Genomic DNA, 22840 nt, shown 5'->3' with positions numbered 1-22840 from the left:
AGCAATGCTTCCTTTCTTTGCTCGGATGAAACTAAGCGAAAACGCTACGCAGTCCTTTCTCCCGTACAGTAGCTTGTTTGAATGGTTCCTTCTCGTTGGTTGGGACCGAGCTGGCTGCAGCCAGGTGTTCCCAGCGTATCGAACCAGGGGGGACCAAGGCAGCCAAAGTCGGTAGCGTTCGATCCAAGGGCAGCCGGTTTTGCGAGCAACCCTTTGCTTTGGTCTTGAGGCGAGCGGTCCCAGCAGTCGCTCGGGTGTTTGTGAATGGGACCGAAGGGGGTAGCCTCCTCCCCTGGCTAGGAAACTGTTTGACAGCAAAGCAACTCCGGTGGGTTTTGGTGCGCTCGTTGCGTTGGCAAGATATCGCTCTACACAAGGCAACCCAATCCATTGGCTACAGTCTCAATCGAATGGAAAGGTTCCCATCGATGGTTGGCGATTGGTGGGAGAAGGCACCCGCGTGGTGGGGGCGTCGTTCGGGAAAACAGCTTTGGTGGTTGCCGCTGCTGCTTTTCCGCCATTGGGCTGCTGGGGTTGAACTTGCTGCCAGAAACGACACCGAACGCTGTGCCATGCAGGTGCTGGCTGGTTCCTCCCAACTGTTGCTTTGGAGCTAATGGAAAGCTGATTTGCTACTGAGCAACTTGTTGGTTGAGTAGGGAGTCAATACAAACGCTGGCAACAAAGATAGGAGATTTGGCACTGCGTAGGCTGAGGATCTGGTTGCTATTTTAGCAAAAGATGGACCCAGCCAATGGGTCGATCGCGCGATCGCGTTTGGGTTGGCTGGCAACTTCTGAGGTAAACTGTAGACCGCCGCTACCAACTGAGTGAGGGAAAACGGGGCAGGCTGCCACCATTGACCAAGCCAGCATCTAGCAAAAGGCGAATGCTACCTTAAAGAACGAGACCCCCTGTTGTGGGTTGCTTTCGCTATCGATAGTTGCCACTGCAAGCCTTGGAAAAGGGAAAACCATGTTGGCTCGATTTCAAGCAAAATACCCAGGCGGTTCCCTGATTTCGGAGCTGCTGACTATCCACGAAGGCAAGTACGTGGTGAAGGTACTGGCACAAATAGACGGCAAGACGCTGGCTACGGCACTGGCAGCTGCAGACACGGTGGAAGCGGCTGAAGACCGAGCCCGCGATCGCGTTTTGATTGCCTGCGACATCAACCCCTCTGCTGCTACCGAAGACCCACCGCCTTCTCCAACGCCGGTTGCCTTTCCTGAGAAAGAGATGCCTGCCACACCGATGCCTTCCCCAACCAACTTCCGTACCGAAGCTTTCCCCATGCCAGCTGCCTCCCCAGCTTCTGGGGAACATACCACCTCCGATTTCTCCAGCAATACCCAGTTGGAGGATGACGATACGCAACCCGCCCCACCGGCGAAAGCAGTTGGGGAATCACCGGTGGATTTGTCGGATATTATCGTGCAAACCGATATTGAAATGAAGCGGTTGGGTTGGGGCAAAGAAGAAGGACGTCGCTATTTAGAAGCTACTTACAACAAGCGATCGCGCCAGCAGCTAACCGAAGCGGAACTGCATTCGTTTTTGGAATATTTGCGATCGCTACCCACGCCGGAAAAGTAGGGAAACAAGCGTTGCTGCTGTTTCCTCCCTACTTTTCTAGGGGCACCTTTTAGACGCCGGCGGCGGCTGGTGCTTTCAGGGAACGACGTTCGATGACCCGGTCAATCAGACCGTATTCCTGCGCTTGGTGAGCCGACATAAAGAAATCGCGCTCGGTGTCTTCTTCAATCCGAGAAAGGGGTTGCCCGGTGCGTTCGGAGAGAATTTGGTTGAGACGGTTCTTGTGGTAAAGAATTTCCCGCGCTTGAATTTCAATATCGGAAGCCTGACCTTGAGCGCCACCGAGGGGTTGGTGGATCATAATGCGCGAGTGGGGGAGACTGAGGCGTTTGCCAGGTGCCCCTGCCCCCAACAGGAAAGCGCCCATACTCGCTGCCAAACCCACACAAATGGTGCTGACATCGGGGCGTACGTGGTTCATGGTATCGAAAATGCCCATGCCAGCGTTGACCGAACCCCCTGGAGAATTGATGTACAGGTAGATATCTTTTTCCGGATCTTCTGCTTCTAAATACAGAAATTGCGCCACGATTAGGTTGGCTAGATCGGAATCAACTGCCTGCCCGAGAAAGACTATACGTTCCCGCAACAGGCGAGAGTAAATGTCAAATGCGCGTTCGCCACGACCGGATTGTTCGATTACGGTAGGAATCATGATAAAACGATATGCTGCGTCTTAGTTTACTTTTATTGTATTAAGTTTTGCCCGGTTGCGGAAACGTTTGTCTGTGGATTTACCCAAGATACTTCCCCTTATGGGGATTGCCAGAGTTTAAAGCTTTGGTCGCGGCTACCGCTAAACAAAACCCTTCCATTGCTGTTGAGGGCGATATCGTTGACGGTTTGCCGGTGTTCGGTCAGGTAGGCGATGCGCTCGGAGGTTTGAAAACGCCAGATTTGAATGCTTTGGCTGGCGAAAACCACGTGTTTGTTATCGGGAGTAAACAGCACGTCGTTCACCGCTCCTTCGCCGCTGGGAAAGGCATGGAGCTGCTGTCCGGTTTCTCGACGCCAAATCCGAACCGTACCGTCCTCGCTACCGCTGGCAATTAACTTACCGTCGTTGCTAATTGCCACGGCATTGATGGCACCTTGGTGACCCTTGATGGTGCGTATGGGGGTCTCTTTTCGCAAATTCCACAATTTGATGGTTCCGTCGGCACCACCACTGGCGATGATGCTGCCGTTGGGCGCGATCGCTATATCGTTGACCGGCGCTTGATGGTTGAGGGTCTCCAGCAGTTGTCCGGATTGGACTTCCCAAGTTTGGATAGTGCCGTTTTCGCTACCGCCGATCAAAATTGACCCTACGGAACTAAAGGCAATGGCATTCACCCGACTGGTAGGTTGGGTAATGGTGAGATACCGCTGCCCTCCTTTTAATTTCCACAGGCGGATGTTGGTATCGCTGCCGCCTCTAGCCAGGAATTCACCGTCGGGGTCGATGGCCAAACTGGTCACCACCACCCTGCTGGTGGCTATGTTGTGTGCGGGTTGCGACTCCCCCAACCGCCAAACGCGGATATTGCCGGGTTCGCTACCGGCCAACCATTGACCGCTGGGGTCGATGGCCACTGCTTCTGCATTGCCGCGGCTAGCCATGCTTTCGGTAACCGTAAAGTCGTAACTGCTTCCCCACAACAATAACTGGGATAAGGGGTTGTATGGCAGGGGTTTGTTTTGAAAGTATCCGTATACTTGGATACCGCCCACCACCATCCCCACAACCACAGCTGCGGAGAAAAGTTTGCCTGTTGCCTGGGAAAGCAGGTTCAGCAGCTGGTTTTTCCCCTGGTCCGCTTCCGCGGTTACGGTTTTGGTCATGCCCGTGTTGCTGCTGCCATAATCGTAGCGATTTTTCTCGCCTGCCTCTTTTGCATTGCGATCGCTGTTGCCCAATCCCGCCATAGTAGAAGAGGACCAATCCGCTTGCTCTTCTACTTCCGCCAAACACTGTAAGATGGCGCTGGGTTTTTGCGGCCGCTGCCCGGGAAAAGGGGCCATCATATAATCGATGACATCCGCCAGTTGGGCAGAAATATGCGTTGCTTTATCCCGCCAAATCAACTTGCCCGAACGGGGATTTTCCGAGAAAAACGTAGGTGGTTTGCCAGTCAGCAAAAAGACAAACGTACGTCCAAGGGCAAAAAAATCGGATTGGGGTACGGCTTTGCCGTTCACTTGTTCGGGAGGGGTATAGCCAGGGGAGACAATTCCAGTAACATTTTGTCCCTGACCCACTTTGGCTAAGTAAGTTTCGGTGACTTCCCGCGCTGTACCAAAGTCAATGAGGACCAACTGACCGTTGGGACGCAGCATAATATTGTCCGGTTTAATATCCCGGTGAAAGTAATGCTGGCGATGTACCAACTCCAAAATCTCTGTCAGCTGCTTCAACCAGGTAACCGCGCGTTCCTCAGAAATGGGTTTGTATCCCCGTTTTTTAATCCAATCTTTGAGGGTGGGGCCGTTAATTTTCTCCATGACCAAGCAATGCAAGCTGCGATCGCATCCCTTGGGTTGGAAAGTAAAATACCCATCCGGATCTACATGGGGAATACCGGGCGAGTTGAGCTGGCTGAGGGCATTGGCTTCTTGCTTGAACAGAGAAACGGCTTTCGGTTGACTTTCTAGCAGTACTTTCAGGACCTTGCGTGTCCCGCGATCGGTAATCTCAAAAGTTTTGCCAAATCCACCGCCACCCATGGGACGAACGACGCGATACCTACCCTGCAGCAAAAGCTCCGAACCGCAGTGACGGCAAGTATGCTGGTTGGCATTTGCCGGGTCGTGGGGGAATTGACAATTGGGATTAAGACAGTAACTCACGGGAAATCTTCGATACGTTTGGAAGTCCTGTCGCTTTAGCGCAGGGAGGAAAAACGAACGGCGACGAAAGTCGCCTTCCCCACCAGGGGGGGAGCGAAAAGAGGTGCAGTTTCCGCTCTTTCAGTGTTCTAGCCGGAATCGCCTACTCTGCACAGGGTCATATTTTCCTCGCCCATGTTTTTCGGGCTGGTCGAGCTAACGGCACTGCCTTCCCCATTGTAGGGCGGTTTAACCGTTAACGGCAGGGCGACCAACACTGAAAGCATTTGTCGGTGCCATGACTCTAAAAACCTAGCCCCAAAGGGCGAAGGGCTGGTCAGCTACCTGAAGCTGGAGGCATGAAGCCCCGTGCTTCAGGCGGGGGTGCTGACGGTAAGTACGGCGAGGTTGGCGGTTCCCTTCTAGGTTAGACACCGATGGTGCTTGTGGCACCCAATCCTTGGGACCATCAAATTCAGGGAGATTTTGGACCAAGGAATCGATCGATTTTACTCCAATATAGCTTGCAAGACCGTAGATAAACGGTTTTTCTGCTTCTTTTCTCAAAAACCAATTTTCCTATTATTTGCTTGTTTGCCAGCCATATTCAGGAATTTTAGCCCTCGAGAAAGCAAACCGAAACACAATTTTTCTATAAAGTGCTTTCAATGCCTTCAATGGCTGGATGAAAATAGAAGGCAAATCCCAAAACCGCATAGGTAGCCAACAGCAAAACTCCTTCCAGCCAATCGGACCGTCCGTCGGAACTCACCGAGTTAGCGACCAAAACGGCAACAGCAACAGCCACCAATTCAAAGGGGTTAAAATCCAAATCCATGGGTTGCCCTGTTAGCCACCCAAACAGGACCAGAACGGGTGCCACAAAAAGCGCAATTTGCAGGCTCGATCCCACTGCCACCGTTAGCGACAAGTCCATTTTATTCTTCATAGCGACGGTAATGGCGGTAGCGTGTTCGGCGGCGTTGCCAATAATGGGTACCAAAATCACCCCAGTAAACAAAGCGGTTAAGCCCAAACTTTCGGTGGCTGCTTCTAGGGAACCCACTAGCAACTCCGATTCTACAGCCACCAATAAGGTACTGCCTAATAGCACTCCTGTCCACAACCAAAGATTGGGTGGTTCCGGAGGTTTTCCCTCTTCTTGGGCAAATTCCGCTTCTCCCACATCGCACAAGTAGGAGTGGGTTTTCATGGAAAACAACAGGGTCAAGCCATATACAATCATTAAAATGACAGCTACAGCCACTGAGAGACGCTGCATGACAATTTCTTCAATTCCATCGGATGTATAATTCACTGCGGTTGGTAACAAAACGGCGACCACGGCTAAATTCATCGCCGAAGCGTTGAGACGGGCAAAAACTGAAGGGAAGGTTTGTTCTTTGTACCGGATGCCTCCCAATAGCATGGACAATCCCAAAACCAGCAGCAGGTTGCCGATAATTGAACCGGTAATACTGGCTTTTACTACTTCCACCAAACCAGCATTGAGGGCAATTAAGGCAATAATTAATTCGGTGGCGTTGCCAAAAGTAGCATTGAGCAATCCGCCCAAAGTGGGTCCAGCTACGACGGCGATTTCTTCGGTGGCACTACCCATCCAAGCGGCTAGGGGCACAATTGCTAGAGAAGCGCTAAGAAAAGTGACCAACGGTCCCCATTCTAGGAAATGGGCGGTAATGGAAATCGGGATAAAGACCAATAAAATTAGGAAAAAAGGATTTTTCGCTGACATGGTAAGGGGTCCTCAATCATCTTTATTCGCATTTTTTGAACATTTATCTGCCACTAATACTGATTTTGACTGAATTTTGCCATGGTTTTTGCCACCACTAATGCCATTTGGTGTGGGGTTTCTCCCCTTTCTCAACTAACTTAATGGGAAGCTGAATATTTCTTCCCACTGTGGTTGTACCAAATTCCCGAAACGAACAATCGAGAGAATTCCTCAATTTTTTGCGGGAGTGCCCTTGAAAAGGGAAAAAATGGATGGAATTGGTATTTTTGGTGGTGGGGATTTGGTCTTTTCCGTTGGGAGGACAGAAGGCGATCGGGCGCTCGTGGACTCGTACAAATTCAATGCTAGATTATAACACATGAGGCCAACGGAACAATGTGATTTCTCTCACTCTGGGCAGCGATCTCCGGAATGGTTTTCCGCTTCTGTTTTTAAAAATTTTTCTAAAAGTTGTCTGCTAACTTACCTCGATCGCTTTTTGCTGTTCTGGTGCAGTTACGGTAGGTAAAGAAATGCTAAACGTACTGCCTTTTCCAGGAGTAGAACGAACGCTGACTGTCCCCCCCATACCTTCTACGAGGGTTTTGACGATCGAGAGTCCTAATCCCGTCCCGCCTGTAGAACGAGACCTGGCTTCGTCGCCGCGATAAAAACGATCGAAAATGCGAGCTTGTTGGTCTAGGGGAATGCCCACGCCGCGATCGCATACGTGAATCAGAGCGCTGTTTTGGTTACTTTCCAATTGCAAGGTAATGGGTTGGTCTGGGTCAGAATAAGCGATCGCGTTATTGATTAAATTCAACAATACTTGTTTGAGGCGATTGCGATCGCCGGTGGCTACAATATCGGTAGCTGCCGGAGAACACCAAATCTCCCGCTGGCTGTACTGTTTGGCCATACTTGCTAGTTCCTTGAGCAGGTCGTTGAGGGAAATGGTTTCTACATAAAAATGCAAGTAACCGCTGTCGGCGCGGGCCAAATCCAGCAAATCCTGCAACATGCTAATGGTACGTTCCGCTTCTGTAGAAGCAATTTCCAACGCTTCCCGCTGCGGTTCGCTTAAATTCTGTCCCCGTCTCAAAGTAGATTGCAGGTAACCGCGAATAATCGTCAGTGGCGTACGCAACTCGTGGGAAACATTGCTGACAAACTGGCGCTGGTTTTCCCAGGAGTTTGCCAAATGCAGCAGCATTTTTTCGCAGGTTTGGGCAATATCGCGGACCTCCGTTGGGGCTTTTTCCAAATCCATTTGTGCTTCTTTGAGCGCCTCTGGAGAAATTTTGTGGGTAATATTACTAAGGCGTTGCAAAGGTTGTAGCGATCGCCGTACGTAAATGGCAATGGCAATGCTCATCGCCACCAAAGCCAAAAAACTAGCAAAATTCAAACTCCGGGTCATGGCAATTAACATAGTCTGGTGAGGGGTAATGTCTTGGGCTACGTACAAACTCCCCATATCCAGTCCCTTTACTTGCAACGGTTCCTGACAAGCCACGTAGTATCGTTCTCCCACTTGAAAAACTTGAGCCAATCCCGGTTGTTCTACCGATTGCGTTAATTTCTGCCGCAGGTTATCCGTATGTCCTTGCAAAACAGCGGATGCTTCCAAAACTTGCCCACTTTCGGTTACCCACAACAAAATATTGTCAGCGCTCATGCTCTCAATGGCAGGCTGCAATCCACTTCTGGCTGTTTCCCCCTTGGCGTAGTGTTCTACAACGCTGGGAAATCGTTCGGAAACATATTCTATATTTTTTTTATAAGTATCTACTAAAATGGCTTGCATTTTCCGCCCCGTCCACAGGGTAACGCTGCCCAAACTCAAGACGGAAACCAGCACCATTCCTAGGGTCAGGCGCGATCGCAGGGAATTGTGATGGTTTGGTTGTTGCCACTGACGTAGTAGGTGAGTCCAAAACATGGATGGTCTCCACATCCACCAAAGATGTCTTCACCCCTATGGTACCGGGCTTTTCTGAGAAATTCCTGAATGCTGGTGTAGATGGTGGTGAGTTGGGCGTGGGAAGAGAGGGAAGAAGTTTTCAGGAACATGGTAGAGTGTACTATATTAAGCGGCAGGTGGAGCGTATAAAACTGTTCTGAAAACCAACCATCGGCGAAACCAGAAAATTATACTGAAATTATTGATGATGCCTACGTCTTTACAAAATGATATCGGCGATCGCTTGAGCCAAGCTTTACAACATGTTTCCATTTCCGAAGATGCCATCGAACAGTTGCGCTATCCCAAAGCCAGCCTGACAGTATCCATTCCCGTACGCATGGATGATGGTTCTCTGCGGATGTTTCAAGGCTATCGCGTTCGCTACGACGATACCAGAGGTCCTACCAAGGGCGGCGTTCGCTACCATCCCCGGGTTACCCTAGAAGAAGTCCAGTCGCTGGCCTTTTGGATGACGTTTAAATGTGCGGTGATGGATTTGCCCTTTGGCGGGGCCAAAGGGGGCATTGCCCTCGATCCGAAAGAACTTTCTAAATTAGAGCTAGAACGGCTAAGCCGCGGCTACATTGATGCGATCGCGGATTTTATTGGACCGGATGTGGATATTCTCGCCCCTGATATGTACACCAATGCAACCATTATGGGGTGGATGATGGACCGCTACAGTACGATCCGCCGCCAGCATGCGCCGGCTGTGGTGACCGGCAAACCCCTTACTTTGGGAGGCAGCCAGCGTCGGGATACTGCCACCGCTATGGGAGCTTATTTAGCGATCGCTACCATTATGGGCAAATTTTCCCAAAAACCCAACCAAACCACCGTTGCCATCCAAGGATTCGGCAATGCTGGGGCGGTTTTAGCCACCGAACTTGCCCAAGCTGGTTACAAAGTGGTTGCTGTTAGCGATTCGCAAGGGGGGATTTACGCCAAGCAAGGTTTAAATATTCCCAGCTTGCGTCAATACAAAGAAGCCAATCGCAGCATGAAGGCGGTTTACTGTCAAGGCAGTGTTTGCAATGTGGTAGAACACGAGGTGATTAGCAATGAAGAGTTGCTGCAGCTAGATGTAGATATTTTGATTCCTGCTGCTTTGGGCAATCAAATTACTGGGGAAAATGCCCACAAAATCCGTGCTAAGTGGATTTTTGAAGTTGCCAACGGTCCAATTACCCCACACGGCGATCGCATTTTAGCCAGTCGCGGCGTACAAGTGGTTCCCGATATTTTGGTCAATGCTGGCGGCGTAACCGTTAGTTATTTTGAATGGTTGCAAAACCGCAGCGGTTTGTACTGGCGTGGTGAGGAAGTTTCCCAACGTTTGCAAGAGAGAATGGTCCACGAAACTGAATGCGTTTGGTCTTTGGCACAGGAAAAAGATATTGACTGTCGTACGGCGGCTTACGTACGCGGTTTGCAACGTTTGGGAGAAGCGATTGTGGCAAAAGGAACGCGGGATTATTATCTTAGTTGATGTTTCTGATACTTTCTAACCACCAGCGATCGCCTACAATTTTTCATCTCTTGAAAACTACGTTCCGCACCTCGATTGGGAAAAGTGAGTCTCGCACTAGCTTTTATACAAATTGGCCACAAACTCGCCGTATCCGTTATACAAAAGTGTCGGTCGGGTTTCGTAGGAAAACGACTCGACATTGCCAATAAACCGTTCTTGGGCTTGCGACCAGCGGGGATGGGGAACGTTGGGATTGACGTTGGCTTCAAAACCATACTCGTTGGGTTGCAACGTATTCCAAAATGTTGCCGGTTTTTCGGCGAGAAACTCGATTTTCACAATGGATTTAGCGCCCTTGAACCCGTATTTCCAGGGAATCACCATGCGAATGGGGGCACCGTGTTGTTTGGGCAAGTCATGACCGTAGATTCCCGTCGCAAAAAAGGCCAATTCGTTGGCCATTTCTTCAATACGCATCCCTTCCACGTAAGGCCAGGGCAGGTCTACCCCCAGCATCGACAAACCCGGTCCTTTGGTAATTTTGGGGTCGTAGAAAGATTGAAAGCTGACGTATTTAGCTGCGGAGGTAGGTTCTACGTCTTGTAGCAGTTTGTACATGGGAAATCCCACCCAAGGCAGTACCATGGACCAAGCTTCTACGCAACGAAAGCGGTAGATGCGTTCTTCTAAGGGAAATCGTTTTTTGATGTCGTCGATGTCGTAGGTACGTGGATTTTTCACCAATCCCGTGACTTCCACTTGCCAGGGTTCGGTGGGTAGTGCTTGTGCTTTTTTCCACACTGATTTGCCACCGCCAAATTCGTAGAAGTTGTTGTAGGTGGCGGCGATATTGGGGTTGGTGATTTCTCGCTTGGGAACGGGAATATCTGGGTGGCGGGGATAGGCACCAACATCGTAGCTGTAGTTGGGTTTTTTGGCGCTGTTTTGGTGGTTTCCCCCCGGGCTGCATCCGGTAGCGGCTAAAATGGTACCGCCAATGCCAGCTTGCAAGGCACTTTTTAAAAAGCGACGGCGGTTGATGTAAATGGCTTCGGGGGTGATTGCGCGCTCGGAGAGTTGCCAAGGCGGCCGGATGTGAATGAATGGCATGGCGCGAGTGAAGTGCAATACCTATAGAATAGAGAATTTTCCGGCAAAATTCAAGTGGCGATCGCCGGTGTAGTTTGCAGATATCTTTGGCATTTGCTAAAAAATTTTTATATTGGTTTTAGATCGATCGGTGTGATATTTAGGGAATACAACAGTTATGGGAAATGGCTTTGAACGCAACCATTTCCCCAGATTTCGATTCGCTTTGATTTAGGGAGAGTAGCGCAATCTTTGCAGCGTTAAAACAATGGAAGCGGTGAGGACGACGGTCCAACTCCATTCCGGCAGCAATTGTAAAAAGGATAGCAGTCCACCAACAGCTGTTCCCAACAAAGCAGCCACATAGGCCGTAAAAATGACTGCGATCGCGGTTATGAAAATAAAAAGAAGTTCTACCATAATTCCCCCCAAGGGTCACCACATCTCGATCCCCACTTTTATTTTTCCATACTTTTTACACAAACGGGGAGAATGTCACAAAAACTTCATAAACTTGTGAAAACATTTGTAACTTTATACTCGATAGTTGTTGTGCTTGGGTAGGGAAAATTGCCGCGTGAGCCAAAGGGCAAGAACCAGAACGGTTCCTTGAATTTGCCAGGGTGCCAAAATTAAGCCAATTGCCGTGCAAAGCAAACAAATGCACAAAGCCAGGATGCGATAAATTTCTTCTGCGATACAGGCGTACAAACAGACAGCGACGGCCGCAATAAAAACGGGAATCAAAAATAGGGGAAACATGGTGAAACTCCTTAGGGGAATGTTGGCGGATGTATGGAGATCTGGTACGTGCGTCTTTATCTTGCAGCTACACTAGAGAACCTCTAGTATCAGGATAGATAACCAATCGCTAGACAGGTGCGATCGAACAAACATCGAGTCGCGATCGCGATCGCCAAATCGGGTGTATGGTGAACGATAATGATGTGACCGAGGCTGGTGAAAAAATTATCTGTCGGCGATCGCATCAGGTACAACCAAGACGGGTACACTAGATCGGGAATTTTTCCCCGAGTTCGCAGCTGTGGGTGGTTGGAGAGGGTCCTATGGGTGGGTGCTGGTCTACGCGGTATTGCGGAGGTATTGGCTGCTGAGAGCCTCCGATCGGGTCGCGGTCGCATAGGGAAAAAGTTAGGATACAAGTACGTAGCGGAATCATGTAGCGGTCGTAGTTATGTATTCATAATTTTGAAGGACAGGATCCCCAACTATGCGTAATATTGCCGCTTTGCTAAACCGAATTGTTCTGTTTGGCACTGGCTTGGGATTGCTGATTTGGGGGATTACCTTATTATGGGGGCGGATGGCAGCGGTAACCACGACTGAAGCTTTTGTTAACGGTCGGATTACCACGATTCGTGCCCCCATCGATGGTGTTATCAAGCAACTGCACTCGTTACAAACGGGCACTTCAGTGGCTGCTGAGGAAGCGTTGCTGAATGTGGTAGATCCCCTGGCCAACTCTCAAGACCTGCAACAGCGTTTATCTGAATTAGAACTGGCACAAACGAGGCTAGAAACGTTAAACCAGAGGTTGAGACAGGAAATTCCTGTTTACGACCCGCGTACGGCCGAGTTGCTTTTGAATATTAGCGATTTGGCTCTGAGAACGCAGCTACAACAAGCTCAGTTGGGTTTGGATGTAACGCTGGCTAACAATCAGGTGGAACAGGCAAAGCTGGATTTGGAGATTGCCCGGGCAGAGGCGGCGCTGGCACGCTCGAAATTGGAAAAGTTTCAAACCTTGGCGGATGCAGGTGCGATCGCCCGCCTGTCGCTGGAGGAAGCGAAAAACGAGGAGCAGGTAAGTTCTTTGCAGGTGCAGCAAGCCAAAAAGGCTCTGGAGAAGGCCAAATCGGAGCTGGCAGCCAAGCAACAGCTAAAACAGCGGGCAGAAGCGATCGCCGAAAGCCGGATTTCCTTGTTACGATCCAGCCAAGAATTGCCCTCGGAAATAGAACAGGAGCGCCGGCGTCGCCGACAAGATCTTACCCTGGAAAGGCAAGAGATTATGGCCCGCATTAGCACCCTGCGCCAGGAAATCGAGCTGGCAAGACAGGTGGCTCGCAACCGTAGTGCCGACCTGGTGAGGGCACCCAGAACAACAGTGATTTGGGAGGTTTTGGTGCAAGAAGGGGAGCGTGTCATTGCCAACCAACCCTTGATAGAACTATTGGATTGTTCTTCTCTGTGGGTGGAGGCGTTTGTTACGATAGATGATTTGAAGCGTTTTGGCATTGGCGCTAGTGCCGACATCAAATTGCACTATCGTGAGGATACCCTGGAAGGAGAAGTGAAAACCATTCGCTCTTATTTGGGCGGGAACTCGGATTTGGGCAAGGATGTTGCCGTGCAACCCCCTGACTTCAGGCGCAAGCAACTTGTTCAAGTTCGCATTGAGTTGGACGAGGAAGCCCGTTTTTTTGACGAAGACCTGGAATATACGGAGACAAATACCCCAATTCGTCCTAAATTTTGTAATGTCGGGCAGTTGGTTCAAGTGGAAATTACTCCGACCCGTCAGTGGAATCGGAGACAGTCTCCCTGGTTTTCTCTTTTTTAAGGAATCATAAAATTGTTTGGGCGGGGGAGAGGTTGCATAGGGAGCAATTTTGGTTTCTATTTGTTATAGTGAGGTTTTTTTTATTCCTCTAGTCGAACCGAGCACAGTTTGCAACTGCTGGAGGCATAATGGGTCTTGCCTTCCCAGTAAAACTACTTATGTTGATTCATTGTTTTTTGCGCGTCTATTTTCACAGGATCTTTAAATAGATTCTCGATATACTAGCGTATATTGCCAGTATGACCGTGTACATTTACGTTTTTTTGCGGTTGACATACGCCATTTGGCCGATGGATCTAACCGTAAAATTGCGGATAATGAAAGTGGGTGAAAGTAGATTGTGCATCTACTTCTAAGGAGGGTGTACCAACCATGTTTGTAAAAACCAACAGCGATCGCTGTTCGCTCATCAGGATTTTCCGTAGCAACGGCGGGAAAACTCGCAAGGTCTTGTCGGCTTTGGGGATTGTCCCGATTGGCAGTGTTTTATCGCTAACTGCCATGGCTTCCTGGGGAAATCCCGTACGAGCCGCCTCGTTTGACTACAAGTTCGAGACCGTACCTACCGATTTGAATGTTAGCAGTTTTTTCACCAGTGACGGACTGCCTCCCAATGCCCAACCCAACGCAGATAATGTCATTCCAGACCCCAACAATGGCGTGCAAGTGGTGCCAGAGCAAGATGGCGTACTGCGCTTGACGGGTAGCGGCAGACAATGGCAAAAAACTTCCGCTTGGCAAACCAACCCCCGAGCGATCGCAAACGGTTTTGAAACCACATTCCAGTTTCAAATTTCCGATTTGCGAGACGAACAACAAACCGACCCTACCATCAACGGCGGCGTTCCTGCTGATAGTAGCGGCAATTTTGGCGGCGATGGATTTGCCTTTGTGTTGCAAACAATAGGTAGCGACGCCATTTCCGATATCGGTGGTGGCGACCTAGGCTACGGTAGCCTCAATAATACCCTCGCTATCGAATTCGATACTTGGGACAATACGAATGATTTCGAGCAGTTTGGTGATAGTACCATCGATCCCCTGAATCGGGAAACCAGCAACCATATCAGCATACAAGGCATTTCCGAGGCACCCGGCGCAGAAATTTTCGGGGAATTCCCCCGCAATTCTCTTGCCTTTCAAGGAGGTAACGATCTTCCGAATTTATCCAGCGGAAATATTTTTGAAGTAACCATCCGCTACGAATCCAGCAATTTAGAAGTATTTTTAACCGATACTTCCGATCTTTCTGGGACTTCCGATACTTATTCTTTATCCGTGGAGAATTTCAACTTAACGGATATTTTGTCTGGAAAAAATGCCTGGGTTGGTTTTACCGGCTCCACAGGAGGCTCCTGGCAAAATCAAGATATTCTAGAATGGTCGTTTGAGACGCTGGAAGACAACAAGGTCCCCAAAGAGGTACCAGAATCGGATTCTTGGTTGGCAATCCTAGGAATTGCCAGCATAGGAATTGGTGGTTGGTTGTGGCGTCGTCGTTCGTAAAGTAAAACGATTGTAGAAATATTGGTTGTTAAAAGAGGGTTGAAGATGGTTGGCTGTAACCATTGAACCCCTTCTTTTTTGATTCCATCGTTCCATCGTCGATGCCACTTTTTTATTTCCTCTTTTCTCTATTCGGAAAGAACCTCTTCAGGGTCGCTATCTACAGCATTTCTGCCTGTTTTTAAAAATGCCATGCTGCTGCAAATAACGACCTTGAAATTCCTAAAAAAATGCCAAAAAAATAAAAAAACAGTGGCTAGTTCTAGGAATGTAAGCCATCAATCTAGCCAGCGTTTCTATCCAGAATTTAGTTTTCGGGCGTGGAATTTCTTTGTCATTGCTTTATTTACCAGCCTCAATATTTGTAATTGGATTTTCTTTTCGGAAAGCTTAAACGGCATTCTTGACAAACAGTATATTTTTGTTCCGACAGCTATGGTTATGGGGGCAACACTGGTTTTGCGTTCTACTTTCCAGAATGTACCGCCCTTTTGGATTCGTTTGCTTTTATTATTAGGAGGATCCTACTTAAATATACGATATTTCTGGTGGCGCGCTACCGAAACATTAATTTTGGATTTATACAACGGTCCCTTAAGTATCGGAGTGTTTTGCATGGAACTAGTAGCCATCGTCAATATGACGTTGGTTGCTTATCAAACGGTTTATCCTACCAATCGCACTCCGGAAGCCGATCGAGGTGCAGAACGTATCCAACAGGGATATTACGCCCCCAATGTAGATATTCTTATTCCTACTTTAAACGAATCTATTTCTATTCTTAAACGAACGTTGGTGGGATGCATGACCATTAACTATCCCCACAAGCAAATTTGGGTACTCGATGATGGCAAACGTCCGGAGGTAAAAAAATTGGCTCGGGAGTTGCGTTGCAACTATTTGAGTCGAGAGGAGAGGCGGCACTATAAAGCGGGCAATTTAAATTTTGGTCTCCAAGCTACGGAAGGGGAAATTATTGTTATTTTAGATGCGGATTTTATCCCGCTCAACCATTTTTTAGAACGAACTCTAGGTTTTTTTGAAGACCCGGAGGTGGCGTTGGTGGTCACGCCACAAAACTTTTACAATCCCGACCCGCCAGAGATTAATTTGGGAGGGCGCATTCTTCCCCACGAACAGGCGGTTTTTTATAATATTATTCAACCGGGGCGCGATCGCACCAACAGCATTGTTTGTACGGGAACTTCTATCCTCATGCGGCGAAGTTCTCTAGAAGAAATTGGGGGATTTCCTACAGGAACCATTGTTGAAGATTGGATTGCTGGCATGCTGTTGCAAAGTCGCGGTTACAAAACTGTCTACCTCAACGAACTGCTTAGTATTGGTTCGGCCCCGGAAAGTCTCAGTGCCTATTTGGTACAGCGCATTCGCTGGGCTGAAGGAACCCTCAAGGTATTGTTTAGCCGCTACAATCCTCTCTTGATTCCAGGCTTGAACCTTTTACAAAAGATTAACCATTTTTCCGGAATTTTATTTTGGATCGAACAAGGAATTTTAAGTATTGCTTATATTGCCCCGTTATGTTTTCTTCTATTTGGCATGCGACCTTTAGATACCAATATTCCCGATATTATTTTATATTGGGTTCCTAATTATGTGTTTGCCACTGTTGGGATTTCTTGGGTGATTGGTGCTCGTACGATTTTTGTATCTTTTGTCTACAATGCTTTGCAAACCTTTGCCGTAGTTAAAGTACTGGTACAGGTTTTATTTATGCCCAAAGTTCCTATTTACTTTGACGTAACGCCTAAGGGTGTATTGCGTCGAGAATCTTATATTGATGTTAATTTAACAAAACCAATTATTATATTAATTATCCTGAACTGGATGGCTCTTTTATTTAATTTATTCCGGATTGAAGATTTTAGTACTGCCTATACGATTAACTTGTTGTGGACGGAGTTTAATGCCATTATTTTATGGATTAGTCTGATGGCAGCGATTGATGGAGTTGACGAACGCAAAACGCCGCGGGTTAGTTGTTCGCCTTTATGTAAAATCACCATTCCCCATCAAGATAACTTTCAATTTATCTCGCGGATTTTCGATGTTTCCGAATCGGGGGCATCGTTTCGCAATAACAAAGGCATTCATTTCCAAAAAGGCGATGTTGTCAAAATAGAGTTTATCGGTGACTTTATTGAAGTAGAAGCAGAAGTCAAACGTATAGGAACGAGTATTGGCTGTCAGTTTTTGCCAATGGAGTTGCAGCAAGAGTTACAAATTATGGAGTTTGTTTATTGCCGTCGGGAACACTGGCCGCAACCGAAAGTAGCGGATGAAATTCGTTCCTTAAAAGCCTTGGTGAAAAGCTTGTTTATTATCTATCCACTGCAACGACGAAAATAATAGAAAGCTTGAAATTGGTGCCCAAACCGCTAAGATAGGAGGGAAGGTAGGTGCTACTAGGTAGGAAACCAATAACCATTTGCCTGCATAAGAGGATTTTGGTTATTTTTGTGGGAATTTTTGCTATTTTCTATGATTTTCTTCCGTACGCTTTCTCGATTCGTCGTCTATTGTTAGCTTTATGAAACGTTGGGTGCTATTTGGTTCGATCGTTATTTTGGCGATCTTAGTGCTTTCTAGTGTTCGCCAACTCTGGTTGCAAGCGCAGGAAACTGTCAATGGTAGCAAGTATTTAGCCAACTTAGCTGATGCTGCGAAAACCAAGCTGCACAAAAAGTCGGTGGGATTCTTGGTCAGCTATCAAACCAAAAATCCGCCGGAAAATAACTTCGATCGCGCCTTACGAGATGTTGCCTTTACCTACGATAATGCGGTGGCGGCCATTGCCTTTATTGCCACCGGCGATCGCTTGCGCGCCAAACAACTGGTAGATTCGCTAGTATACGCGCAAAACCACGATCGCTTCTATGAAGACGGACGCTTGCGCAATGCCTATCAAGGGGGCAAACTGGATGCTACCGCCGATCCCATGCCACTGCCAGGATGGTGGGACCGCGATCGCGCTCAGTGGGTGGAAGATGCCTATCAAGTGGGCAGCGAAACGGGAAACATGGCTTGGGCGATCCTAGCTTGGCTGAGCTACTACGAAATCTACGGCAACCGGACCTACTTGCAAGCGGCTACGCGCCTGGGAAAATGGATCGAAGCCAACTGTCGGGATACCCGTGGCAGGGGTGGCTATACGGCTGGGTTTCGTGGTTGGGAACCGGAACCGACTCCCCTCAGATACAAATCCACCGAACACAACATCGATTTGTACGTAGCTTTTTCCCGATTGTACCAACATACGCGCCGGGATATGTGGCGGGAGGGAGCTTTGGCTGCCAAACAGTTTGTCATGTCTATGTGGGACCAGCAAGCGGGGAAATTTTGGACCGGAACCACCCCAGATGGGGTGACCATCAATCGCACTGTGATTCCCCTAGACATTCACAGCTGGGCGCTGTTGGCCTTTTCGGAAAAGGACTTGCCCAACACCCAGCAAATTTTGGATTATGTGGAAACCCACCACCAAACCGAAGATGGTTTCGATTTCAATCAAGACGGTGATGGTATTTGGTACGAAGGAACGGCCCATATGGCCCTTGCCTATCGCAGCTTGGGAAAAAAAAGACCTACAAAGCGATTGCTTGCTTTTTTACAAGCCAGCCAACATGAAAGCGGTGCTTTGTTTGCTAGCAATCGGGAAGGGGGAATTACCACGGGGTTTTTTCTGGATGACGGTTCTCCTTGGCTGTATTTTCGCCGCCTCCATGTGGGGGCAACGGCGTGGTATATGCTGGCAGAAAGTGGTGTAAATCCGTTTTGGGTAAAAAAAAATCCTAGTTTTCTATAAAAACCAGGAAGCATCTGTTGCTTTGTTCTTTGTTTAGCGGAATTGTTAAACTAAGCCGGGCAGTCGCCCACCCGACTCGTCTTCAAAACCGGACTTGATACTTTCGCGTCATCCGGGGACTCAACAATTTGGCTCTTGTCATGAGTACCAAGACTACCATCACTGGCAGTTTTTGCATCGTGGCCATGTTTGTGTAGAAGCTGTAGGTTATCATATTTGTCCTTTCACAATGATTTTTTGGCATTTCCCGATTTCCCTAGTGAGGGGGCAACGTGCAGTGCGGGCAACCAAAAGGCTGAACGTGTGGAAACGCAGCCCTTTGGTTGGCTTCTAGGCTCGAAAAAATTGGGCTTTACTGGGGTTTTTGGGAGATGAGCTTCACGTTTTTCGCCAATCCCAAAAACTGGAGCAGCTGAATGGTCATCCAAGTAAGGTCAATTTCCCACCACTGCATGCCGTGACGGGCCGAATATTGAAAAGCGTGGTGGTTGTTGTGCCAACCTTCGCCGTAGGTAACTAAAGCAACCCACCAGCAATTGCGGGATTCATCGCCAGATTCGTAGGTTTGGTAGCCGAATTTGTGGGTGGCACTGTTGACAAACCAAGTGCAGTGGAAAACCACGACCAAACGCACGAAAACTCCCCAAATGACAAACGACCAGCCGCCGATTAGGTACAACAATCCCCCAAGTGCGAATTGGATGGGGATAAAGTATTTATGACAGAACTGATAAAAGCGATCGCTGGCGATGTCTTTGGTAAAGCGGGGAACTTCTTGTTTGTTGGGAATTTCGTATAGCATCCATCCCATGTGACTCCACCAGAAGCCTTGATGGGAATCGTGGGGATCGTTTTTTTGGTCGGAGTAGAGGTGGTGCATTCGGTGTAAGCCAACCCATTCAATGGGACTGCCTTCGCAGGCTAGGGTACCGCAGAAAACAAAGAAGTATTCCAACCATTTGGGGGTTTGGAAACTGCGGTGGCTCACCAAACGGTGGTATCCCAAAGTAATTCCCAATCCACCAGTGACCCAGTGCAAGACAATGGCAAGGGCTACGGCTTGCCAGCTAAAGAATTGTGGGAAAAAAGCAAGTAAGGCTCCTAAGTGGAGAAAGCCCATGAAGAAAATAACGTACCAGTTAATGGAAAGATTTCGAGAAGAATTGGCAACGGTCATGTAATATCCTTATCTCGTAGGTTTTGATACAACCCGCAAAATTTTATCAAAATATGGGGACAAAAGCTTGCTACAAGTATTTTGCTGCAATTTTTTCAACTTTTTTTTGGATTTTGCCGGTTTCAGCGGCACAGAGAACAACAGAGGGGTTGATTCGGCCCGATTGTAGAATTCCCGTTTCCCGTTTGGGAAGATCTTTAGATTTTTTTTAGATAATTTCTTGCAGGTAGGTTTATGGACGTACGAAACGAAATCGAACAGGCACAACAAGCCTTACAACCGACATTTGCCAGTTTGGACTTACAAGTCAAATTCCACTTGCAACGAATCTTAGATACGTTTCGCCACCACCGGGTAGGCGTGCGTCACTTTGCCAGCGTTAGCGGCTACGGTCACGACGATTTGGGTCGGGAAACCCTCGATCGAGTGTTTGCGGATATTATGGGTGCCGAAGCGGCAGCCGTGCGCGTGCAGTTTGTCTCGGGAACCCACGCGATCGCTTCTGCTTTATACGGCGTTCTCCGTCCGGGGGATGAAATGCTAGCAGTGGCGGGCGCTCCCTACGATACCCTAGAAGAAACCATTGGCCTGCGCGGTGAGGGATGGGGATCTTTGCGGGATTTCGGCATTCGGTACCGACAGCTCGATCTAACGGAAAACGGAGAAATCAATTGGCAAGCCTTATCAACCAGCATCCACTCTAACACACGTTTGGTTTTTGTGCAGCGTTCCTGCGGCTATTCCTGGCGGCAAAGCTTGTGTATATCAGATATTGAGCGCATTGTCAATACAGTCAAACAACAAAATTCCCAAACCATTTGTTTTGTGGATAATTGCTACGGGGAATTTGTGGAATCAATGGAACCCCCGGCGGTGGGTGCGGATTTAATTGCTGGTTCTTTCATTAAAAATCCTGGCGGTACCATTGCTACTGCTGGCGGTTATGTAGCGGGAAGGCAGGATTTGGTGGAAGCGGCGGCTTGTCGGCTGACGGCACCGGGAATTGGCAGCAGTGGCGGTGCTACTTTCGACCAGAATCGCCTGCTGTTTCAGGGATTGTTTTTGGCCCCGCAGATGGTGGCGGCGTCGCTGAAAGGTAGCCATTTAATTGCTTTGGTGTTCCATCGCTTGGGATACACGGTCAATCCCGAACCGTGGGTTCCCCGCCGGGATACGATTCAAGCCATTAAGTTGGGGTCGCCGGAAAAATTAACTGCCTTCTGCCGTGCTTTGCAAAAATATTCGCCGGTGGAGTCGTATGTAGACCCGGTTCCTGCAGCCATGCCGGGATACGAAAGCGAGTTGGTCATGGCGGGAGGCACGTTTGTGGATGGCAGTACTTCCGAGTTATCGGCGGATGGTCCTTTGCGAGACCCCTATATTGTTTTTTGCCAGGGAGGCACTCATTGGACCCACGTAGCGATCGCGTTGGAGGCGGCTATTGAAGCGATCGCGGATTTGTAGGCGTTGCCACGGCAGCAGATGCCTATACAGCAATAAAATCGTTGCTGTCGAGTTGTTCTACCTGTATTCCCGGGAGAATGGCTTGTAATTCTCCGGCGAACCAAACTTGAACCTCCGGTCGGTTGTCGCGAATAAACTCGTCGCGGCCTTGGAAAAAACGCAACTCCAAAAACGAGATATTCCCCGGCAAACCGATCGCATCTTCGCCATTAGCAAAATTAATTATATCGAGCTCGCCGCCTTGCAAAATATAGAGGTCATTGCCAGGACCACCGGTGAGGGTATCGATTCCCCCACCCCCCGCCAGAACGTCGTTGCCAAGTCCCCCGAGGAGTTCGTCGCGACCTTCGCCGCCGTCGAGAACGTCGTTTCCCGGACCGCCAACCATGGCATCTGGACCCAAATTGCCATAGAGGGTGTCGTCGCCGCTGCCACCATCGAGAAAATCGGCATCCCTGCCACCTACCAGGGAGTCATTGCCTTCATTGCCAAACAAGCTGTCATTGCCGGTATTACCAAATAGGCGATCGCTGCCAAAAGCACCGCTTATAAAATCGTTGCCATCGAGACCAACTATGGCGTCTTCACCGGTGGCACCCGCCAAACGATCGTTGCCATTGCCGCCAAAGGTGGGGGGTGGTGGCAAAGCACCGGGAGAGGTATTTTCAAAGAAACGAATCGTACCGTTGGCGTTGCCGACAAATAGGTCTAAGTCGCTGTCGGCGTCGATATCTGCCAAGGCGGGAACGCTGCGAGGACCGGCATTGAAGCCGCTAAAGGGATTGTTGCCACCGACAACTTCCACGAAATTCGGTTGGTTGGGGGTTCCCACGTTCTGAAAAAAGTGCATGCCACCGCTGGCGTCGCCGGCAATGACATCCAAATCCCCATCTCGATCCAAATCACCGAATTCTGGGGTGCTGAATCCCTCGCTTTCGCCGCCGAGGTTGACAAAACTGAGGGGATTGCTTTCCGGGGGAAGTTCGAGAAAAAAGGCGTCGTTGGGGTTGCCTTCGTTGCGTAGGGTATAAATGCGACCGCTGCTGCTACCCACCAAAGCATCCACATCACCATCGCCGTCGATATCTCCGAAGGCCGGTGTGCTATATTGACGATTGCCGCTTTCGTAGCGATCGCCGGGATCGGCGGCCCCCACCAGGTTGGCGAAGCTGGGAAAATTAGGATTGCCGATGTTTTGGAAAAAACGCAGCTGACCGGTTCTCTCGCCGATGAAGCTATCTGGATCGCCGTCGCCGTCTAAGTCGGCAAAGCTGGGTGCGGGGTTGGGGAGGTTCAAACCACCGAATAGGTTGTTGGTGGAACTGCGGCGGATAAAATTGGGGAAGTTGGCGTTGCCGGTGTTTTCAAAAAATTGCAGGGAACTGCTGCCGGTGGTGTCGCTACCGATGAAGGCATCCAGGTCGCCGTCGCTGTCAATATCGACAAAGCTGGGATGGCTAAATGTGCCAACGTCAATGGCGTTGAGAGGGTGAAAATTCCCGGTGCGTTCGGTGAAGGTAACCATAGGCGCGATCGCATTTCTGTTGCTTTTGGAATGGCTGGGATGCCACGTTCATTAAATCATTTTTTGGTTTGACCAGAGGGGGAAGTTCGT

20 protein-coding genes are annotated in these 22840 nt (G+C 49.1%); 8 read left to right on the top strand and 12 right to left on the bottom strand.

Annotated features, from left to right (window positions below):
• The first annotated feature begins 308 nt into the window (after nucleotides 1-308).
• Entirely contained in the window at nucleotides 309-617 is a 309-nt protein-coding gene (locus AS151_RS21465) for a hypothetical protein (protein ID WP_139240577.1), read from the top strand.
• 114 nt (nucleotides 618-731) lie between these two features.
• Here the strand turns inward: AS151_RS21465 and AS151_RS22040 are convergent, their stop codons facing one another.
• Nucleotides 732-875, bottom strand: coding sequence for a hypothetical protein (locus AS151_RS22040; protein ID WP_170861348.1), 144 nt, complete (start codon nucleotides 873-875; stop codon nucleotides 732-734).
• 100 nt (nucleotides 876-975) lie between these two features.
• Here AS151_RS22040 and AS151_RS08290 point away from each other — a divergent pair, with 100 nt between their 5' ends.
• Nucleotides 976-1596: a hypothetical protein gene (locus tag AS151_RS08290; RefSeq protein WP_071516568.1), complete on the top strand. Its 621-nt coding sequence runs from the start codon at nucleotides 976-978 to the stop codon at nucleotides 1594-1596.
• Nucleotides 1597-1645: 49 nt separating this feature from the next.
• Here the strand turns inward: AS151_RS08290 and clpP are convergent, their stop codons facing one another.
• The 5 genes from clpP to AS151_RS21460 form a co-directional block, all read right to left on the bottom strand.
• Nucleotides 1646-2251 carry an ATP-dependent Clp endopeptidase proteolytic subunit ClpP gene (clpP, locus tag AS151_RS08285; RefSeq protein ID WP_071516567.1) on the bottom strand — a complete coding sequence of 202 codons (606 nt, stop codon included), beginning with the start codon at nucleotides 2249-2251 and terminating at the stop codon, nucleotides 1646-1648.
• A gap of 98 nt (nucleotides 2252-2349) precedes the next feature.
• A complete protein-coding gene (locus AS151_RS08280) occupies nucleotides 2350-4425 on the bottom strand; it encodes a serine/threonine-protein kinase (protein ID WP_071516566.1) in 2076 nt (691 codons plus the stop codon).
• A 631-nt stretch (nucleotides 4426-5056) separates the two neighbouring features.
• The gene (cax, locus tag AS151_RS08270) at nucleotides 5057-6160 is read right to left on the bottom strand and encodes a calcium/proton exchanger (protein ID WP_071516564.1); all 1104 of its coding nucleotides are present in this window, start codon (nucleotides 6158-6160) and stop codon (nucleotides 5057-5059) included.
• 460 nt (nucleotides 6161-6620) lie between these two features.
• Nucleotides 6621-8084, bottom strand: coding sequence for a HAMP domain-containing sensor histidine kinase (locus tag AS151_RS08265; RefSeq protein ID WP_071516563.1), 1464 nt, complete (start codon nucleotides 8082-8084; stop codon nucleotides 6621-6623).
• The gene (locus AS151_RS21460; RefSeq protein WP_139240576.1) at nucleotides 8015-8215 is read right to left on the bottom strand and encodes a hypothetical protein; all 201 of its coding nucleotides are present in this window, start codon (nucleotides 8213-8215) and stop codon (nucleotides 8015-8017) included. Before AS151_RS21460 ends, AS151_RS08265 begins: the two co-directional genes overlap by 70 nt.
• A 98-nt stretch (nucleotides 8216-8313) precedes the next feature.
• Here AS151_RS21460 and AS151_RS08255 point away from each other — a divergent pair, with 98 nt between their 5' ends.
• On the top strand, nucleotides 8314-9597 hold the full coding sequence (locus AS151_RS08255; protein WP_071516561.1) for a Glu/Leu/Phe/Val dehydrogenase: 1284 nt from the start codon (nucleotides 8314-8316) through the stop codon (nucleotides 9595-9597).
• Between the two features lie 96 nt (nucleotides 9598-9693).
• On the opposite strand, the gene msrP is transcribed toward AS151_RS08255, so the two are convergent.
• The 4 genes from msrP to AS151_RS22035 all read right to left on the bottom strand — a co-directional run bounded on the left by msrP (nucleotide 9694) and on the right by AS151_RS22035 (nucleotide 11681).
• The gene (gene msrP / locus AS151_RS08250) at nucleotides 9694-10689 is read right to left on the bottom strand and encodes a protein-methionine-sulfoxide reductase catalytic subunit MsrP (protein WP_071516560.1); all 996 of its coding nucleotides are present in this window, start codon (nucleotides 10687-10689) and stop codon (nucleotides 9694-9696) included.
• A gap of 210 nt (nucleotides 10690-10899) precedes the next feature.
• Nucleotides 10900-11088 (bottom strand): hypothetical protein, encoded by a 189-nt coding sequence (locus AS151_RS08245; RefSeq protein WP_071516559.1) that lies wholly within the window; start codon nucleotides 11086-11088, stop codon nucleotides 10900-10902.
• Between the two features lie 114 nt (nucleotides 11089-11202).
• Nucleotides 11203-11430 (bottom strand): hypothetical protein, encoded by a 228-nt coding sequence (locus tag AS151_RS08240; RefSeq protein ID WP_071516558.1) that lies wholly within the window; start codon nucleotides 11428-11430, stop codon nucleotides 11203-11205.
• Between the two features lie 89 nt (nucleotides 11431-11519).
• Nucleotides 11520-11681, bottom strand: coding sequence for a hypothetical protein (locus tag AS151_RS22035; RefSeq protein WP_170861347.1), 162 nt, complete (start codon nucleotides 11679-11681; stop codon nucleotides 11520-11522).
• A 218-nt stretch (nucleotides 11682-11899) separates the two neighbouring features.
• Between AS151_RS22035 and AS151_RS08235 the strand changes: the two genes are divergently transcribed.
• From AS151_RS08235 to AS151_RS08220, 4 genes are all read left to right on the top strand, one after another.
• Nucleotides 11900-13252 carry an HlyD family efflux transporter periplasmic adaptor subunit gene (locus tag AS151_RS08235; RefSeq protein ID WP_071516557.1) on the top strand — a complete coding sequence of 451 codons (1353 nt, stop codon included), beginning with the start codon at nucleotides 11900-11902 and terminating at the stop codon, nucleotides 13250-13252.
• 372 nt (nucleotides 13253-13624) lie between these two features.
• A complete protein-coding gene (locus tag AS151_RS08230; RefSeq protein WP_071516556.1) occupies nucleotides 13625-14758 on the top strand; it encodes an L-type lectin-domain containing protein in 1134 nt (377 codons plus the stop codon).
• Nucleotides 14759-15373: 615 nt separating this feature from the next.
• A complete protein-coding gene (locus tag AS151_RS08225; RefSeq protein WP_211517561.1) occupies nucleotides 15374-17128 on the top strand; it encodes a glycosyltransferase in 1755 nt (584 codons plus the stop codon).
• Nucleotides 17129-17309: 181 nt separating this feature from the next.
• Nucleotides 17310-18584, top strand: a complete 1275-nt coding sequence (locus AS151_RS08220) for a hypothetical protein (RefSeq protein ID WP_084639463.1) — start codon at nucleotides 17310-17312, stop codon at nucleotides 18582-18584.
• A 352-nt stretch (nucleotides 18585-18936) separates the two neighbouring features.
• On the opposite strand, the gene AS151_RS08215 is transcribed toward AS151_RS08220, so the two are convergent.
• Nucleotides 18937-19761: an acyl-CoA desaturase gene (locus AS151_RS08215; RefSeq protein WP_071516554.1), complete on the bottom strand. Its 825-nt coding sequence runs from the start codon at nucleotides 19759-19761 to the stop codon at nucleotides 18937-18939.
• A 234-nt stretch (nucleotides 19762-19995) separates the two neighbouring features.
• Here AS151_RS08215 and AS151_RS08210 point away from each other — a divergent pair, with 234 nt between their 5' ends.
• Nucleotides 19996-21225, top strand: a complete 1230-nt coding sequence (locus tag AS151_RS08210; protein WP_071516553.1) for a methionine gamma-lyase family protein — start codon at nucleotides 19996-19998, stop codon at nucleotides 21223-21225.
• Between the two features lie 22 nt (nucleotides 21226-21247).
• Here AS151_RS08210 and AS151_RS08205 read toward each other — a convergent pair whose 3' ends face one another.
• The gene (locus AS151_RS08205; RefSeq protein ID WP_071516552.1) at nucleotides 21248-22750 is read right to left on the bottom strand and encodes an FG-GAP-like repeat-containing protein; all 1503 of its coding nucleotides are present in this window, start codon (nucleotides 22748-22750) and stop codon (nucleotides 21248-21250) included.
• Nucleotides 22751-22840 lie beyond the last annotated feature (90 nt).

Source organism: Geitlerinema sp. PCC 9228 (genome assembly GCF_001870905.1).
In the GTDB taxonomy this organism is placed as follows: Bacteria; Cyanobacteriota; Cyanobacteriia; order Cyanobacteriales; family PCC-9228; genus PCC-9228.
This window is presented reverse-complemented; position numbering and strand designations above follow the sequence as displayed.

What these genes read in the sequence shown, in the direction of transcription:
- AS151_RS22040 (WP_170861348.1), bottom strand. Translation starts at nt 875, where the DNA reads ATGCTGGCTTGGTCAATGGTGGCAGCCTGCCCCGTTTTCCCTCACTCA.
- AS151_RS08290 (WP_071516568.1), top strand. Translation starts at nt 976, where the DNA reads ATGTTGGCTCGATTTCAAGCAAAATACCCAGGCGGTTCCCTGATTTCG.
- clpP (WP_071516567.1), bottom strand. Translation starts at nt 2,251, where the DNA reads ATGATTCCTACCGTAATCGAACAATCCGGTCGTGGCGAACGCGCATTT.
- cax (WP_071516564.1), bottom strand. Translation starts at nt 6,160, where the DNA reads ATGTCAGCGAAAAATCCTTTTTTCCTAATTTTATTGGTCTTTATCCCG.
- AS151_RS08265 (WP_071516563.1), bottom strand. Translation starts at nt 8,084, where the DNA reads ATGTTTTGGACTCACCTACTACGTCAGTGGCAACAACCAAACCATCAC.
- AS151_RS21460 (WP_139240576.1), bottom strand. Translation starts at nt 8,215, where the DNA reads ATGTTCCTGAAAACTTCTTCCCTCTCTTCCCACGCCCAACTCACCACC.
- AS151_RS08255 (WP_071516561.1), top strand. Translation starts at nt 8,314, where the DNA reads ATGCCTACGTCTTTACAAAATGATATCGGCGATCGCTTGAGCCAAGCT.
- msrP (WP_071516560.1), bottom strand. Translation starts at nt 10,689, where the DNA reads ATGCCATTCATTCACATCCGGCCGCCTTGGCAACTCTCCGAGCGCGCA.
- AS151_RS08245 (WP_071516559.1), bottom strand. Translation starts at nt 11,088, where the DNA reads ATGGTAGAACTTCTTTTTATTTTCATAACCGCGATCGCAGTCATTTTT.
- AS151_RS08240 (WP_071516558.1), bottom strand. Translation starts at nt 11,430, where the DNA reads ATGTTTCCCCTATTTTTGATTCCCGTTTTTATTGCGGCCGTCGCTGTC.
- AS151_RS08235 (WP_071516557.1), top strand. Translation starts at nt 11,900, where the DNA reads ATGCGTAATATTGCCGCTTTGCTAAACCGAATTGTTCTGTTTGGCACT.
- AS151_RS08230 (WP_071516556.1), top strand. Translation starts at nt 13,625, where the DNA reads ATGTTTGTAAAAACCAACAGCGATCGCTGTTCGCTCATCAGGATTTTC.
- AS151_RS08225 (WP_211517561.1), top strand. Translation starts at nt 15,374, where the DNA reads ATGGAACTAGTAGCCATCGTCAATATGACGTTGGTTGCTTATCAAACG.
- AS151_RS08220 (WP_084639463.1), top strand. Translation starts at nt 17,310, where the DNA reads ATGAAACGTTGGGTGCTATTTGGTTCGATCGTTATTTTGGCGATCTTA.
- AS151_RS08215 (WP_071516554.1), bottom strand. Translation starts at nt 19,761, where the DNA reads ATGACCGTTGCCAATTCTTCTCGAAATCTTTCCATTAACTGGTACGTT.
- AS151_RS08210 (WP_071516553.1), top strand. Translation starts at nt 19,996, where the DNA reads ATGGACGTACGAAACGAAATCGAACAGGCACAACAAGCCTTACAACCG.
- AS151_RS08205 (WP_071516552.1), bottom strand. Translation starts at nt 22,750, where the DNA reads ATGGTTACCTTCACCGAACGCACCGGGAATTTTCACCCTCTCAACGCC.